The organism is Mycetocola sp. Y791 (assembly GCF_059445325.1).
The window spans coordinates 324053-340641 of the sequence record NZ_JCAIUC010000001.1 but is presented as its reverse complement, the minus strand read 5'-3'; the positions used below and the strand labels follow the sequence as shown (position 1 = coordinate 340641).

Annotated in this window: 12 protein-coding genes; 1 reads left to right on the top strand and 11 read right to left on the bottom strand. The window is 64.2% G+C overall.

All coding sequences use genetic code 11. From position 1 onward, the window contains the following. Positions 1 to 28 precede the first annotated feature (28 nt). From AC1C2N_RS01700 to AC1C2N_RS01670, 7 genes are all read right to left on the bottom strand, one after another. Complete coding sequence (locus AC1C2N_RS01700; protein ID WP_495432616.1) at positions 29 to 1261, bottom strand: multidrug effflux MFS transporter; 1233 nt, start codon at positions 1259 to 1261, stop codon at positions 29 to 31. 212 nt (positions 1262 to 1473) lie between these two features. Next, complete coding sequence (locus AC1C2N_RS01695; protein ID WP_483405301.1) at positions 1474 to 2655, bottom strand: ROK family transcriptional regulator; 1182 nt, start codon at positions 2653 to 2655, stop codon at positions 1474 to 1476. A 179-nt stretch (positions 2656 to 2834) separates the two neighbouring features. After that, positions 2835 to 5168 carry an alpha-xylosidase gene (gene yicI, locus AC1C2N_RS01690; RefSeq protein ID WP_495432614.1) on the bottom strand — a complete coding sequence of 778 codons (2334 nt, stop codon included), beginning with the start codon at positions 5166 to 5168 and terminating at the stop codon, positions 2835 to 2837. A gap of 2 nt (positions 5169 to 5170) precedes the next feature. Then, positions 5171 to 6064, bottom strand: a complete 894-nt coding sequence (locus AC1C2N_RS01685; RefSeq protein ID WP_495432612.1) for a carbohydrate ABC transporter permease — start codon at positions 6062 to 6064, stop codon at positions 5171 to 5173. Continuing rightward, complete coding sequence (locus AC1C2N_RS01680; protein WP_495432611.1) at positions 6064 to 7029, bottom strand: carbohydrate ABC transporter permease; 966 nt, start codon at positions 7027 to 7029, stop codon at positions 6064 to 6066. Before AC1C2N_RS01680 ends, AC1C2N_RS01685 begins: the two co-directional genes overlap by 1 nt. A 67-nt stretch (positions 7030 to 7096) precedes the next feature. Beyond that, a complete protein-coding gene (locus AC1C2N_RS01675; RefSeq protein WP_483405888.1) occupies positions 7097 to 8347 on the bottom strand; it encodes an ABC transporter substrate-binding protein in 1251 nt (416 codons plus the stop codon). A gap of 153 nt (positions 8348 to 8500) precedes the next feature. Then, complete coding sequence (locus AC1C2N_RS01670) at positions 8501 to 9514, bottom strand: LacI family DNA-binding transcriptional regulator (RefSeq protein ID WP_483405297.1); 1014 nt, start codon at positions 9512 to 9514, stop codon at positions 8501 to 8503. 206 nt (positions 9515 to 9720) lie between these two features. Between AC1C2N_RS01670 and AC1C2N_RS01665 the strand changes: the two genes are divergently transcribed. Then, positions 9721 to 10689 carry an acetylxylan esterase gene (locus tag AC1C2N_RS01665; RefSeq protein ID WP_495432609.1) on the top strand — a complete coding sequence of 323 codons (969 nt, stop codon included), beginning with the start codon at positions 9721 to 9723 and terminating at the stop codon, positions 10687 to 10689. Positions 10690 to 10971: 282 nt separating this feature from the next. Here the strand turns inward: AC1C2N_RS01665 and AC1C2N_RS01660 are convergent, their stop codons facing one another. The 4 genes from AC1C2N_RS01660 to chvE form a co-directional block, all read right to left on the bottom strand. Then, complete coding sequence (locus AC1C2N_RS01660; protein WP_495432607.1) at positions 10972 to 12195, bottom strand: ROK family protein; 1224 nt, start codon at positions 12193 to 12195, stop codon at positions 10972 to 10974. 48 nt (positions 12196 to 12243) lie between these two features. After that, complete coding sequence (gene mmsB / locus AC1C2N_RS01655; RefSeq protein WP_483405294.1) at positions 12244 to 13461, bottom strand: multiple monosaccharide ABC transporter permease; 1218 nt, start codon at positions 13459 to 13461, stop codon at positions 12244 to 12246. A 6-nt stretch (positions 13462 to 13467) separates the two neighbouring features. After that, positions 13468 to 15000, bottom strand: coding sequence for a multiple monosaccharide ABC transporter ATP-binding protein (gene mmsA, locus AC1C2N_RS01650; RefSeq protein ID WP_495432606.1), 1533 nt, complete (start codon positions 14998 to 15000; stop codon positions 13468 to 13470). A 144-nt stretch (positions 15001 to 15144) separates the two neighbouring features. Further along, complete coding sequence (chvE, locus tag AC1C2N_RS01645) at positions 15145 to 16269, bottom strand: multiple monosaccharide ABC transporter substrate-binding protein (protein ID WP_495432605.1); 1125 nt, start codon at positions 16267 to 16269, stop codon at positions 15145 to 15147. Positions 16270 to 16589 lie beyond the last annotated feature (320 nt).

Genomic DNA, 16589 nt, shown 5'->3' with positions numbered 1-16589 from the left:
GTGTCTCGCCAAGCCGGTGGCCGACGCGCTAGCCGGCGAGCGCCGGGACCGTCCGTGGGCGCACAATGAGCCACACCGAAGCGACGGACACGAGGGCCGTCGCGAGCATGACTGAGCCCATCGGGACCGCTGAGTCGATACCGAGCACACCGACGATCGGTGAGATCAGTCCGGCAAGGCCGAAGTTGAGAGCACCGAGGAGCGAGGCTGCAGTGCCGGCTTCGTGCCCGTGGTTGACGAGCGCGAGAACCTGCACAGCGGGGAACCCGAAGCCGGCGGCCATGATGAAGAAGAACAGCGGAATCAGGACGCCGAGGAACCCCCCACCGGTCTGTGCCAGCACGATGATGGCGAGGGCAGTCAGCGCTTGAACAGCTGTCGTTACCGCGAGAATCCACTGCGGACCGATGGAGCGCATGAGCCTCGACGAGACCTGCACACCGATGACGATGCCGATCGAGTTGATCCCGAAGAGGAAGCCGTACTGCTGTGGGTCGAGCCCGTACAGGTCCTGGAACAGGAACGACGAACTCGACAGGTACGCGAACAGGCCGGAGAAGCTCATTCCGCCGATCAACGCGACGCCGACGAACACCCTGTCGGTGAAGACCGATCGGTACCGGTCGCGCACCGTCGAGTGGCCCGAACCGTGCCTCTTCTCCGGGGGCAGCGTCTCCACGATGAACACCGTCACAGCGAGGATCACGACGACGCCGTACAGCGCCAGGAAGACGAAAAGACCACGCCAGTCGAGGAAGAGCAGCAGCTGTGAACCGATCACCGGTGCCAGTACAGGAGCGAGGCCGTTCACGAGCGCCAGGCGTGACAGCATCCGTACCAGCGGTTTTCCACCGAACAGGTCGCGCACCATGGCCATGGCGACGACACCGCCGGCAGCGGCACCGGCGCCCTGCAGCACCCGGAAGATGCTGAGCCAGAGGATGTCCGGCGCAAAGGCCGCGCCGACGCTCGCAGCGATGTGCACGCTCGTCGCGAGGATGAGCGGAAGCCGTCGGCCAACCTTGTCGCTCCACGGCCCCATGAACAGCTGCCCGAGGGCGAAGCCGATGGTGGTTCCGGTGAGGGTCAGCTGGATGAGGGATGCCGGAACGTCGAGTTCCGATTCGAGCACGGGGAACGCGGGGAGATACAGGTCGATGGTGAACGGCCCGAGCGCGGTCAGCGCACCGAGAACGACGATGTAGACGAGTCGCTGACGGCGGGTCAGCGCGTCACCGGGATGCACAACGGTAGAGGTCACTTGAGAGGGGTCCTAGATCTTCAGCGGGCCGAGCATCCCACGGGCGAGAGTGCCGGGACCCTGACCGTAACCGCGGCGGGACGGCGGGTTATTCCCAGCGTCGGCAATAATATCGAATCGATTCGATCGGGGGAAACCCTTGACGACGGCGGGTCCGGAATTTATCGTCACGAACGGACACAGGAAGCCCCAGCGTGAGCGGGCCCTTGTGGTCAGGCGGTCCGGGCTGCGAGCCGGGCGGGGTCCTCGATGAGAGGCTCGAAGGCAAGCTGCGCTGCGCCAATCAGCAGCAGGTCCGGGCCCAGTTGCGCGCGCACGATCCTGACCGATTCGTAGGAGGCGGCCAGGGTCTGTTCAGCGACGAGTGCTTCGAGCAGGTCGGGGTCGAACGCGTGCAGCGACGCCAGGAATCCACCGAGCACGACGAGTTCCGGGTTGAGCACATTGATCGCGTTGCGGAGCGCGATGCTCAGGATGCCGAGCTGGCGCACGGCTTCGGTGCGCAGCTCGGGCGACGTCGATGAGAAGAGCGCTTCCTCGAATTGAGCCGGGTCCGCCGACCGCAACTCGAGCAGTTCGAGCAGGCGGGCGCGGTTGACCTCGTCCTCGAGTGCGCCACCCGTTGACGGCTGGCCCGGACCATCCGGCGCCGTGACGAGGTTGTGTCCGAACTCCCCCGCGTATCCGCCGACACCGCGAAGTGGCGCGCCGTTCACGATGACACCGCCACCGATGCCCGAGGCGCCACCGTTGAGGTAGATCAGGTCGTCCACTCCGCGGCCAGCGCCGAAGGTGTGCTCCGCCAGCGCGCCGAGGCTCGCATCGTTGGCTGCTCGCGAGACGTACCCCGTGGCATCCGACAGCAACGACGCGACCGGCTCGTCGACCCAGCCGAGGTGAGGGGCAAGCCGAACGACGCCGTCTCCGGACCTGACGAGGCCCGGGACGGCAACACCGACCCCTGCGACGACGGCGTCCGCTGGCAGGCGCGACCGCAGTTCGGCGATGAGGCCGGCGGTCACGCGCACCGTCTCGTCGACCCCGAGCGGCGCGTCGATTTCGTGGCGGATCCGCTCGACGACGGCACCGTTCATCCGCACGACACCGATGCTGATGGCATCCTGCTCGGGGTTGACCGCGAAAGCAACACAATCGGGGTGCGGGCGAACGACGGGCGACGGGCGCCCGACGCCACGATTGACGTCCGGTTCAGCCTCGACGACCAGCCGCAGTGCGGTGAGCTCCGTGACGAGTGCGGCAACGGTCGACCGGTTGAGCCCCGTCTCGCGGGTGAGCGTCGACCGCGAGAGCGCGCCCTCCCGGTGAACGAGTCCAAGGATTCGCGACAGGTTGTACCGACGGACGGTATCGAGGTTGGTGCCGCGATTATTCACTGTCAGCTCAGGATTCTGTGGCTCCTGCCACGTTCTGCGTACGAGAGCGCGCTGTCGGGAGCGAGCGTCCGAGGTGTCATTCCTTCATCGAACGATACCAACGTCGTGGGATCGCCGGACGCCTGGTCCCCATAGTCGGGAAAATGACCACGCTTCGCGCCATCCGGCGTCGCGGGCGCTCACAGGTCGGCCTGTCGTTCGTTCGCGGTCACCACCTCGCCGCCTGCCCGGCGAGCGCGGAAGGGAGCATCCGCATCGCTTGTCACCGTGAGGGCGTCGCCGCTCGCGGTGACGGTGAGAGCGACGGATGTTCCATCCAGCGGGTTCTGGACGTCGACAGTTGTCGTTCCGGTGAAGCCCGGATACACGGTGACGAGTGCGTCGTTCGTGTAGTCGTAGTCCGGCCGGTCGGAGCGGGATCCGGTGACGAGCACGGCACCGCCGCGCACCCAGAGCGGAATGCTGTCGAACGCGTGGGCCTCCCGACGCCATTCCGGCCCTTCGACGGTTTCGCCGGTGAGGTAGTTCGTCCAGGTTCCCGCCGGAAGGTAGTACTGGACGTCACCGGCCTCGCTGAACACCGGCGCGACGAGCAGGTCTGGTCCGAGCAGGTACTGCCGGTCGAGGTAGTCAACGGCGGGATCGCCGTCGAACTCGAGCTGCATCGGCCGCATGAACGGTGTGCCCGTGCGGTGCGCCTCAAGGCCGACCGAATACAGGTACGGCATGAGTTCGAGCTTGAGTTTCGTGAACCTGCGGGTCACATCGACGGCGCTCTGCCCCTCGGCCTCGGTGCCGTCGTCGAACAGCCACGGCACCCGGTAGCTCGTGGAGCCGTGCAGGCGGGAGTGGCTCGACATCAGGCCGAACGCGACCCAGCGCTTGAAGACAGCGGCGTCAGGCATTCCTTCGAACCCGCCGATGTCGTGGCTCCAGTAGCCGAACCCGCTGAACGCCAGCGACAGACCGCCGCGCAGCGTCTCAGCCATCGACTCGAAACTCGACGAGTTATCTCCGCCCCAGTGCACGGGTTGCTGCTGGCCGCCAACGGTTGCCGACCGCGCGAACAACACGGCGTCGCCCTGTCCGCGGTACTCCTCGAGTACCTCGAACACCGCTTTGTTGTAGAGCTGGGTGTACCAGTTGTGCATGACGTCGGGTGAGCTGCCGTCGTGCCACACCACATCCGTTGGAATGCGCTCGCCGAAGTCGGTCTTGATGGCGTCGACGCCCTGTTCGAACAGGCGGCGCAACTTGGATTGGAACCAGGCCGTGGCATCCGGGTTGGTGAAGTCAACGAGGCCCATTCCGGCCTGCCACATGTCCCACTGCCAGACGTCGCCGTTGGGCTTCTTCACCAGGTAACCGGCGTCGCGGGCTTCGGCAAAGATCGCCGCGTGCTGGCCGATGTACGGGTTGATCCAGGCCGAGACGTGGAGGTTCTTGTCGTGGAGACGCCCGAGCATGCCCTCCGGGTCGGGGAAGACCCGGGGGTCCCACTCGAAGTCGGTCCAGTTGAACTCGCGCATCCAGAAGCAGTCGAAGTGGAAGACGCTGAGCGGCAGGTCGCGGTCGGCCATTCCGTCGATGAAGCTTGACACCGTTGCCTCGTCGTACTGCGTGGTGAACGAGGTGCTCAGCCAGAGCCCGTACGACCAGGCGGGCACCCGTGCGGGGCGGCCGGTGAGGCGGGTATACCGCTCGAGTACCTCTTTCTGGGTGGGTCCGTAGATGACGAAGTACTCGAGGGCGTCGCCCGCAACCGAGAACTGCACCTCTTCGACACTCTCGGTTCCGACCTCGAACGAGACGTGCTCGGGGTGGTTGACGAGCACGCCATAGCCGCGGTTGGTGAGGTAGAACGGGACGTTCTTGTAGGACTGCTCGCTCGAGGTTCCGCCGTCGGCATTCCAGATGTCGATGGTCTGGCCGTTCTTGACCAGCGGGCCGAAGCGCTCGCCGAGTCCGTAAACAAGTTCGCCGACGCCGAGCGACAGTCGTCCGTGGAGGTATTCGGATGCCGGTGCGAGTCCGGTGGTCGTGACGCCGGAGACTCCGGCGGGTTCCGTGGTGACCGGCGCGTCGGTCGCGAGGGTGAGGTGTCCAATCGACTTGTGGCCGCTCGAAGTGAGCGTGCGTCCGTTCGCCTCGAAGCTCAGGTTCCACGGTGCACCCTGTGCGATGCGAGCGGTGAGCGGTCCTGCAGTCAGTGAGCCACCGGCATCCGTCGTCTCGATAACCACCTCAGGATCGGTCGCTCCGACGAGCTCGAAACCGGGCCCTGTTGCGGCCCCCGTGTTCTTTTCGATGCGAACGCGGACAATGCCGTCGAGGGGCGAGGACAGGGTCACGCTCAAAACCGCGCGGTTGAGAACATCACCGCGACGCTCGATCACCTTCGTCGGGGCTGTGATGCGGATGGCATCGCCATCGGCGTCGATGTCGTACGCCTCTGCGGCGTAGAGCGCGGAGACGCCGGGTCGGGTGTGCCAGAATCCGTCGGTGAATTTCATAACTACTTGACTGCTCCTGCGGTGATGCCTCTGGTGAGGGTGCGTTGGAAGATGAGGAAGAAGATGAGTGTCGGCAGCAGGCCGAGGAGCGCCGATGCGCTCGTCGTGGTGACGTCCATCAAGCGGTCCCCCTGCAGGACGGCGATGGAGACGGGAACCGTCTGCGCTACGTTCGACACGAGGAAGGTAAGCGGGATGAGGAACTCGTTCCAGGTCCAGATGAAGAAGAAGATGAGGAGCACACTCAGTGTCGGTCGTGAAATAGGAAAGACAACTCTCCAGAGAATCGTCCACCTGCTCGCACCGTCGATCGCTGCCGCCTCGAGGATCTCCTTCGGAAAAGTGCCGTAAACGGATGCCAGGAGGTACGTTCCAAACGCACTCTGGATCACCACGAAAATGATGATGACCGCCCACTGGTTGTCGTAGAGACCGACCGACTTGAACATGAAGTAAAGCGGGTAGAGCAGCACTTCCTGCGGCAACATGTTGGCGAGGAGCACAACGAGCACGATCCAGGTGCGGCCCTTGACCCGGCCGATACCGAGCGCGTACGCGTTCAGCATCGAGATCCCGACCGCGAGAATGGCGACAACCGACGAGATGAAGAAGCTGTTCCAGAGCTTCTCGGGGAAGTTCACGCGTTCCCAGAAGTTGACTATGCCGTCGACGTACAGCTCGGTAGGCAACGACAACGGGCCGGTTGCGTTGTAGTCGGCGGGCGATTTAAACGAGTTGATCAGGATCAGGAAGAACGGGACGGCGATGAGGAGCCCGAGGGCGATTGCAACGGCGAGGATGAGCCAGTCGGACGGCGTCTTGCGAGTCATCCCACCGCGTGGTTTCGCGGGTTTCTTCGGCAGCAGGGTCTCCTGCGGGATCAGTGTTGTCGACATCAGCGTTCCTCGTCTTTACGCTCGAGCCGGGTCTGCGCGATGATGAAAACAATCGAGACGGCGGCGATGACAATGGTGAGGGCCGTGGCGATGGTTGCGCCGTATCCGACCTGCTGGGACTGGAAGAACTCGCTGTATGCGTAGTACGCCGGAACGATCGTCGATGTGCCGGGGCCACCACCGGTGAGCGCGTAGATCGGGCCGAAGACTTTGAGGGCCGCGATGGTGCAGGTCAGGGTGACAACGAAGATCTCGGGCCGGATGATGCTGACGGTGATGGCCTTGAACCGCTGGAACCAGTTCGCGCCATCCAGTTCTGCCGCTTCGTAGAGTTCAGGGTCGACGCGCTGCAACGCGGCCATGAAGATGACGATGGGGTAGCCGAGCTGCACCCAGATCATGATGACCATGATGCTGGGAAGCGCTGTACTCGGGTCGCCGAGCCAGTTGGAGGCGAGGTTTCCGAGCCCGATGCCCTCGAGCACCTGGTTCAGCGCCCCGTTCTGTGGGCGAAGGATCCACCCGATCACGATCGCTGCGATCACGCCGGGGAGGATCTGCGGGAGGTAGTAGGTGGCACGGAGGAAGCTGGCGAGCTTTCCACCGAACTTCTTGCCGATGAGGTCAAAGAGCATGGCGGCGAGCACAAGACCGAGCAGCGTCGGCACGATCACCATGGCGAGAATCATCGCAATGGAGTTGCCGAACGAGGTCCAGAAGGTTCCATCGCCGGCGAGCTTGATCCAGTTGTCGAGGCCCGTCCACTCCGGTGGGCGGATGCCGCGGTAGTCGGTGAAGGTGAGGTAAACGTTCCAGACCAGCGGAACGAGGATGATCACGGTGAGAAGCACGAGCCCTGGGATGAGGTACGGCCAGAAGGCCGATGATCTGCTCCCCGGGACGAGGCTCTGCGGCTTGTGTTTCGTCCTTGCACGTGCGGGGGCATCGATCGATGCTGTCGCCATGCTGTGTCCTTTCGTGCTGGTTGTGGCAGGGGCCGGGGTCACCGGCCCCTGCCGGAGGGTGTTGCTGTTAGCCGATGATGTCGTCCACACCGGACTGGTAGTTCTCACCGAGTTCGGTCTGAACGTCCTTCGGCGACTTCGATCCGTTGACCAGTTCCTGCAGGCCGGCGTTGAGTTCGTCGTAGAATGTCGCGGTGGGCCAGTCAGGGTAGTAGGCGATGCCGTCCTGCTCGGTCAGCGTGTTGAAGTGGCCGATGAGCTCCTGGCTCTTCGGGTCGGTGATGTCAGCCGTGTCGGCGGCGACAGGGATACCACCGTTGTTACCGATGAGCGCCTGGATTTCCGGGCGCATGGTGATGTCGATGAACTCGTACGCGAGCTCCTTGTTCTTTGCGTTCTCCGGAACAGACCACATGTTGCCTGCGGAGCCCGGGGAGAAGTCAGCCTCGGGGAAGAGGAATGTTCCCCACTCAAAGCCATCGGCCTCCGCGGTGAATCTGCTGTGCCACCAGCTGCCGGAGACGAAGATCGGGTGGGTGCCGTTGATGAATGCCGTACCGGCGTCCTCGGCCTTGAGCCCGGTCGAATCCTTCGAGATATATCCGGATTCGGTCCAGTCAGCGATCGTCTCGGTTGCGTACGAAATTTCTTCGCCCTGCCAGTCGACCTCACCCGTGTAGAGCTGGTAGTCGTCGATCCACGACCGATCGGCCTTGGTCAGCGCAAGCTGGTACCAGAGCTGACCGAGTGGGTACTCCGCAGCCGCCTCGGCGAGGGGTGTGACGCCCTTGTCGACAAAGGACTGCATGACGGTTTCGAGTTCGGCGACCGTTGTGGGCACCTCGAGGCCGTTCGCTGCGAACATGTCCTTGTTGTAATACACCTCGACGAATTCGCCATAGTTCGGAACCCCGTACCACGAGCCGGAGCCCATGATGCCGTCTTCGTCGTAGCGTGCTGTGGTCTGGAGCGAAGGGGCGAGCATGTCGTCCCAGCCGAACTCCTCAACCGCGTCATCGAGCGGAGAGAGCAGCCCCTGGCTTGACAGTAGACCGGCCGTGGCGTTTCCCTTGTTGTACTCGAGCACGTCGGGTGCCTCGTCGGAATTGAGCACCTGGCTAGCGGTCGAACGAATCTGCTCGAAGCTCTTCGCTTCGAATTCGACGGTGGCGCCGGTCTCCTCTTCAAAGACCTTGATCGCTTCTTCCCACGCGATGCCCATCGCGCTGGTGTCGCTCTCGAAGTGCCAGAGCTTCAGGGTGTTTGAATCCTCTTCTGTGGCGCCTGCGGAACAACCGCTGAGCAGCAGCGCACTCATCCCGAGGGCTGCGATGCCACTCAGATATTTCTTGTCGATTTTCACGGGGTACTACCTCCTTGTAGAGCGGGCTCGGCCCGCGGATTCTGGTGCAGGGTAGAAACTGTCGAAACGTTTCGATAGACGTTGCTCGAACGGTCCTTTCGTGTTGGCCTAAGGGGATCTTCGGGGTGACGTTGAGCCGAGTTCGACATAGGTCGGCTCGATGAGCTCCACGTGGGGATCCACATCGCCAGCGAGCTGCGCCATGGTGAGGGCGATCGCGCGGGTGCACGATTTGTCGGCAGGCAGTGGGATGACGTCGAGGGGCGGGTTGAGGTGGTCCGTGTCGAAGGTCGAGCACGCGGAAATAATCGACAGGTCCGCGGGAACACGGATGCCCCGCTGCCGCAGAATCTCAAGCACCATCGACTGCACAGGCTCGTTGCAGTGCATGACGAGGGCGGTCATCCGTGGAAGAGCGGCGCTGATCCGGTCGAAGGCAGCGGCGACACTCGCGGAATCTTCCTCGGTGGGGGCAAACGTGACGTGCGCGCCGAGCCGTTCGCCCGCCCGAGCGAACGAGCTTCGGAACCGCGGAGGAAAGTTCGACCCGCGCTTGTAGACGAGAGGCGCCTGGCCGAGCAGACCGATGTCGGTATGGCCCAGTTCGACGAGACGCTCGACGCTCATTTCAGCCGCACGCTCGAAGTCCAGGTCAACGCAGGTTAGGCCATGAGTGTCAGCTGGCACGCCAATAACCGTCGCTGGCAGTCCCAGCGAACGCACCAGGTCGGTGCGCGGGTCTTCGTTCGACACGTCCAGGAGGATGATGCCGTCAACGAGAGAGCTCTGGGCGACGCGGGTGATGCCGCTCACGGCCTCGTCCTGGGTGAGCAGGAGCACGTCGTAGTCGTGCTCCCGGGCGGCCGTCGCCACCGAGAGCACAAACGTCATGTGCGCCGGCGCGTAGGTCCCCGCGTGGAGGGGGGCGCTCACCGCCAGGATGTTGGTGCGCGAGCCCTTGAGCATCCGAGCACCGGCGTGAGGCAGGTAGTCCAGCTGACGGACCGCATCGTCGATACGTCGACGGGTGGAATCCGCAATCGATCGCTTGCCACTCAGCGCATAGGAGACGGTCGAAATCGACACACCGGCGACACGAGCGACGTCGTGGATGGTGGCCATAGCGGACTCCGTTGTCTGAGGGACATACTCAAGAAGGCGAAACGTTTCGACTACTTCGACGCTTAGCCTAAATCAGCGATTCAACTCACGCAAGAGATATGTGGCGTTTGCCTACAAATCGGCTTCGAACGCCCCTGCTCCTCCCCTGCTGTTCGGGCAACTCGCTAGTCTTGATCCGCTTCCAGCCCCACTCGAGAGGTCCAACGATGTACGTCGACATGCCCGCGTCCGAACTCCCCGATTACCGCAGCAGCCAGGTCGACCCTGACGACTTCGATGAGTTCTGGGACGTAACGCTGACGACCTCGCGTGCCGCGGCATCCGCTGTTCGCATTGAACCGGTAGAATCGGGCTTGACCACGATCGATGTCTTCGACGTGACCTTCTCCGGGTGGAACGGCCAGCCGGTTCGGGCATGGCTGCGGATGCCGAAGGGTGCGACGGGTCCGCTGCCCGCGATCGTGCAGTTCGTCGGCTACGGCGGCGGCCGCGGCCACTACCTCGAGAACCTGCTCTTCGCCTCATCGGGCTTTGTCCACTTCCAGATGGACACCCGCGGACAGGGCAGCGGCTGGTCGCTCGGCGACACACCCGACCCCGACGGCACCGGCCCGCAGATCCCCGGTGTGATGACGCGCGGAATCGACAGCCGCGAAACGTATTACTACCGGCGCCTGTTCACCGATGCCGTCCGCGCCGTCGAGACGGTACGCGAGCTGGCCGAGGTCGACCCGTCGCGCGTCTCCGTCTTTGGCGGCAGCCAGGGCGGTGGCATCGCACTCGCGGTCGCCGGTCTCGTGCCTGGGCTCGCCGCCGTTGCCCCGTGCGTGCCGTTCCTCTGCGACTTTCCCCGCGCGACGGTGATGACCGATGCCTACCCGTACAAGGAGATCCGCGACTATCTGGCGGTGCACCGGTCGAAGGTCGAGGCTGTCGCAGAGGTGCTCCGCTACTTCGACGGCGTCAACTTCGCGAAGCGAGCGACGGCACCCGCCCTGTTCTCGGCGGCCCTGATGGACGCCACCTGCCCGCCGTCGACGGTCCACGGCGCGTACAACGTGTACGGCGGCGAGCGGTCGATGTCGCTGTGGCAGTACAACGGGCACGAGGGCGGCGGCATCATCGATGAGCAGCGCGCGCTCGAGTTCTTCCGCGGAATCGTCGGGAACGCCTGAGCCGGCGCTGCTGAGCCGGGCTGTCGACGCGAGAGCATCACTTCCGGTCGAAACCATCCCGCGCACCTGGTGCGCTGGACCGGAACTGATGTTTTCGCCGCGGCACCCGCATACGGTGCCGGATGCTGCGGCACGGGCAACCCTGACGGCGCACAGGCCGGCTCACGCCGGCGCGGCGGCCCACACACGCGAGAGCATCACTTCCGGTCGAAAACATCCCGCACACCTGATGCGCTGGACCGGAACTGATGTTTTCGCCGCAGCACCCCCGCCGGGCGAGATTCAGCCGCGGTGAGCGCCAGCGCTGCCGCGCACGAAACCGGCCGGATCGTCCAGCAGGCCAGCGAACGCGAGTTCTGCGGCACCGACCAGGAGCAGCCGTGAGCCGAGGCTGGCGCGCTCGATCTGCACAGTGTGCCCGACGCTCGACATCGAACGGATGCTGACGGCATCCACGAGTCGTTCCCGACCGACGGAGAGCAGCGAACCGAGAAAGCCGCCCAGGATCACCATCTCGGGGTCGAACATGTTCACGAAGTTCGAGATTGCCTCCGACAGGAGGTCGAGCTGCCGCTGCACCTCGGCGAGGACAGCGGGGTCGCGGGAGACCCCGAGGGCAATGTCGAGCTCGTCCACGTCGGCGCGCGGCAAGCCGAGCACCGCAAGAAGGCGGAACATGCTGACCTCGGTCTCGAGGCATCCGATACGGCCGCAGTGGCAACGCGACCCGACGCTGTTGACGAGGGTGTGCCCGAGCTCACCGGCGTAACCGCTCGTGCCGCGGAGCGGCGCCCCGCCGATGATGAGTCCGCCGCCGATGCCCGACGCGCTTCCGTTGAGGTACACGAGATCGTCGATGTTCTGGGCGACGCCGAAGAGACTCTCGGCGATCGCGCCGAGGCTTGCATCGTTGCCGGCGTGAACCGGATAGCCCAGCGCCTTCTGCAGCGCCGTGGCGACTGCAGCGTCGCGCCAGCCCAGGTGCGGCGCGACGAGGACCCGGCCGTCGGTCACGTTCACGAGGCCGGGCACGGCGACCCCGACTCCGGCGATGCGGTAATTTCTGTCGATCTCGCCGCGCAGGCCGTCGACAATGGCGCGAACGGCGTTGACCGTCTCGTGCACGCTCGCAATCCGCGTCGTATCGAAGCGGATGCGACGGATCACTTCGCCGCCAAGCCCGACGAGCCCGACGGTGACCGCGTCGATCTCGGGAGTGACCGCGATGGCCGCAATTCCGGGGTTGGGGAACACCTGCAGGCTCGGCCGGCCGACCCGGCCGATGGCGCTCTCCGGTTCACCCTCGAAAACCATGCCGAGGTCGCTGAGTTCTGCGACGAGGGCAGCGATCGTCGACCGGTTGAGCCCGGTGCGCCTCGTCAGCTCGGCGCGGGAGCAGCCGCCGGCGTGGTGAAGCATCGTCATGACCATCGAGAGGTTGTAGCGCCGGAGCTGGTCGTTGCTCGTGCCGCCGCGGATACCGAGGGTGGATGGCGCGATGCTCACCACTCGTCACCACCCCTCGATATTCTCGCTGCGCGGCGCCGCGCAGCGTCAGTTGCCGCCGGAACGTCGCTTGTTGAAGATGTCGAACGCAACGGCGAGCAGGAGCACGAGCCCCTTGATGGTCTGCTGCCATGCGGCGTCAACGGAGAGGATCGACAACCCCATGTTGAGCACACCCATGACAAGGCCGCCGATGACGGCCCCGACAACAGTACCAACGCCGCCCTGAACCGCAGCGCCACCGATGAACACCGCTGCGATCGCGTCGAGTTCGTAGTTTCCACCGGCGGATGCCACTGCGCCGCCCGCGCGCGCCGTTGACACGACGCCCGCGAGTCCGGCAAGCACACCCATGTTGACGAAGATGAAGAAGTTGACCCACTTGGTCTTCACCCCGCTCATGACCGCGGCGAACAGGTTGCCACCCATCGCGTACACGTGGCGGCCGAACACTGTGCGGTTGAGCACGAAGGTGTAGAGCAGAATCAGCACGGCCAGAATAATGAGGATGATCGGCGTTCCGCTGTAACCGGACAGCAGCCAGGCGAACCAGAGAATGGCGACGGCGGCGATTCCGGTCTTGATCCACATCGACGCGATCGGCTCACGCGGCAGGTCGAGTTTTTTGAGCACAGCACGACTGCGAAGTTGCTGGATGATCAGGGCAGCAGCGGTCAGGATGCCGAGGGCCAGCGTGAGCACGTCGCGTCCGCCGATCTCGCCGAGGAATCCCGGCAGCCATCCACCACCGATCGCGAGGTACTCCCGTGGAAGGCCCGAGATCGTGCCACCGGTGAGGAGGACGAGGGTGAGGCCGCGGAAGATGAGCATCCCGGCAAGGGTGACGATGAACGCCGGGATTCCGACGAAGGCCACCCAGAACCCCTGCCACGCCCCGACGGCGGCACCCACTCCGATCGCGAGGATGACGGACAGCCACCACGGCAGTCCCCATGTATTCATACTGATCGCGGCGACGGCGCCGACCATGGCGACCACCGAACCGACGGAGAGGTCGATGTGTCCAGCGATGATCACGATGACCATGCCGATCGCCAGGATGAGAACGTAGGCGTTCTGCTGGATCAGGTTGTTGACGTTTCCCGGCAGCAGAAGTCGCCCGTCGGTCAGGATCTGGAACAGGATGACGATGATCGCGAGGGCGGCCAGAATGCCGTACTGGCGCAGGTTGATCGAGAGCTTGGGGACGCGACGCCTGGGCGGTGCGGCCGGCTCGGTTGGTGTGGTCGTTGTTGTCGTGCTCATCGGGACTCAGTCCTTTCCCGCGGTCATGTAGTGCATGAGTTGCTCCTGGGACGCGTCCTCGCGGGCCACCTCTCCCGTGAGCTTGCCTTCGGAGATGGCGTAGATCCGGTCGGCGAGGCCGAGTAGCTCCGGCAGCTCCGACGAGATCACGACGACGGCCTTACCCTGGGCGGCGAGCTCGTTGATGATGCCGTAGATCTCGTATTTGGCGCCGACGTCGATTCCGCGCGTCGGTTCGTCGAGGATGAGGACGTCCGGGCCGGTGAAGATCCACTTCGACAGCACGACCTTCTGCTGGTTTCCTCCCGACAACTTGCCGGTGATCGACGACACACTCGGCGCCTTGATGTTCATCTTCTGCCGGTACGAGTCCGCGACCTTGTATTCGCGGTTGCGGTCGATAACGCCGAACCTGGCGAGCTTGCCCAGGGCGGCAGCGGACACGTTCACCGCGATGTCACCGATCAGGTTGAGGCCGTACCGCTTGCGGTCCTCGGTCGCATAGGCGAAGCCCTGGGAGATCGCTTCGTCGACGGTGCGCAGCTGGATCTCTTTCCCGTTCTTGAAGACGGTCCCGGAGATGTTGGTGCCGTATGACCGGCCGAACAGGCTCATCGCGAGTTCGGTGCGGCCAGCGCCCATCAGGCCGGCGAAACCGACGATCTCGCCGGCGCGGACGGTGAACGAGGCACCGTCAACGACCTTCCTGCTGGTGTCCACCGGGTGGTGCACCGTCCAGTTCTCGACCCTCAGCACCTCCTCCCCGATCCGCGGGTCGCGCGGCGGGAACAGGCTGCTGAGATCTCGACCCACCATCGAGCGGATGATTCGTGCCTCGGTGGCATCCGGCCCCGCCATGTCAATGGTCTCGATCGTCTTGCCGTCGCGCAGGACCGTCACCGTGTCGGCGACGCGCTTAATCTCCTTGAGCTTGTGGGAGATGATGATGCACGTGATGCCCTGGCCGCGGAGCTGCTCGATCAGGCCGAGCAGGTGCGCGCTGTCCTCGTCGTTGAGAGCGGCGGTTGGCTCATCCAGGATGAGCAGCTTCACCCGCTTCGAGAGCGCCTTGGCGATCTCGACGAGTTGCTGCTTCCCGACTCCGAGCTCGAGGATCTTCGTTGCCGGATTATCACTCAGTCCGACGCGGGCGAGCAGCAGCGCGGCTTCCCGGTTGGTCTTGTTCCAGTCGATCACGCCCCGCTTCTGGTTCTCGTTGCCGAGGAAGATGTTCTCCGCGATCGACAGGTATGGGCTGAGCGCCAGTTCCTGGTGAATGATGACGATGCCGTCGTGTTCGCTGTCATTGATCGATCGGTAGGCGACTTTCCTGCCCTCGAACTCGATGTCGCCGTCGAAACTGCCGGCCGGATAGACGCCGGACAGCACCTTCATGAGCGTCGACTTTCCCGCGCCGTTCTCGCCACAGATACCGTGGACCTCGCCGCGGCGGACGTCGATGGACACCCCGTCGAGCGCTTTGACCCCGTTGAAGTCCTTGACGATGTCGTTCATCTTGAGAATGGTCGTGCCCGCCATAGCCGCCTCCGTTCTTTTGCTCACTGCCGCGCCCCCGGCATCCGGATTCACTGCACAGTGCGGATGCCCCGTCGGGGCCTTGTCTTCACGCCGGTGCGACCGGCCCCACCGGGATGGCGGAGCCGGTCGCGCTCGCGGTGCGGGTCAGAGCCCGACGTCCTCCGCCTTCACGAAGCCGGAGTCGACGAGCTTGGACTGCACGTCCTCCTCGACGACGACCTCTGGCTCAAGCAGGAACGAGGGAACGACCTTCTCGCCGTTGTCGTAGGTCTCCTCATCGTTGACCTCGACCTCGTCGCCCGCGATGATCTGTTCGACCATGGTGAAGACGCGGTCACCGAGCGTGCGGGTGTCCTTCCACACGGTCATCGACTGTTCTCCGTCGAGGATGGCCTTGACGTTGGCTTTATCGGCGTCCTGACCGGTGATGAGCGGGTAGTCCTCACCGGGCACGTATCCCGCCGACCGCAGCGAGGCGATGATGCCGACAGCGAGGCTGTCGTTCGGGGACAAGACAACGTCGACCTTCTCGTCACCGGAGTAGAACGACGACAGGCGGTTGTCCATCTCGGACTGCGCCCGGTCAGACAGCCAGCCCTGGATACCGATCGACGCCCACTCCTCGTTCGAGGCCGGAGCGTTGCCCGACGGAACAACGAGCTGTCCGCTCTCCACGTATGGCAGCAGCACGTCCCACGCGCCGGAGAAGAAGAACTTCGCGTTGTTGTCGTCAGGGCTGCCGGCGAACGGTTCGAGGTTGAAGGGACCTGCGCCACTGGCGAGGTCGAGCTGCTCTTCGATGAACTGGCCCTGGAGCTGGCCGACCTGGTAGTTGTCGAAGGTCGCGTAGTAGTCGACGTTCTCGGTGCCGTTGATCAGCCGGTCGTACGCGATGATCGTGGCATCCTGCCCCTTGGCCTCTTCGAGCACCGGCGCGAGCACCTCGCCGTCGATGGCGGCGATCACGAGGATCTTGGCGCCACTGGCGATCTGATTCTGGATCTGGCTGATCTGCTGGTCTGTTTTGTTGTCTGCGTATTGCAGGTCGACGGTGCAGTCGGCTTCTTCGAGCGCCTCCTGCAACTGCTCACCATCATTGATCCAGCGTTCGAGGCTGCGGGTGGGCATCGAGATACCGACGTTGCAGTCGCCGCCACCGTCGGCAGCGCCTCCGCCCCCGCCACCGCCGGTGTCGTTTGAACATGCTGCGAGCGACAGGACTACCGCGCCTGTCGCCGCGACCGCGAGAATTTTACGGGTCATGGACATGTGGTTGCTTTCCTCTCTGAATGCTTCCGGTTCTGCCAGCGCGCCGGGCAAAACGGGCGGCAGTTACCTCGTCGTGCCTGTGCCGCTGCATGATGCTGCGACGACCCACGACCTTTGTTGACGGAGAGAACATAACCCACTCCCGGCAGCCCGTCCAGCGTTTTCTGAGAAATTCTCGACCGGCGATGGCGGCCCCGGCGAGCGTTCAGATCCGCACGCAGGGGGTCGACCATGTGCCGATTGTGGAATATGTTTTGGGCTGAAACTTTTCACCCGGATGCCGTCGACCGGCTGGCCAAACGGCATCCGTTGTGTAATAT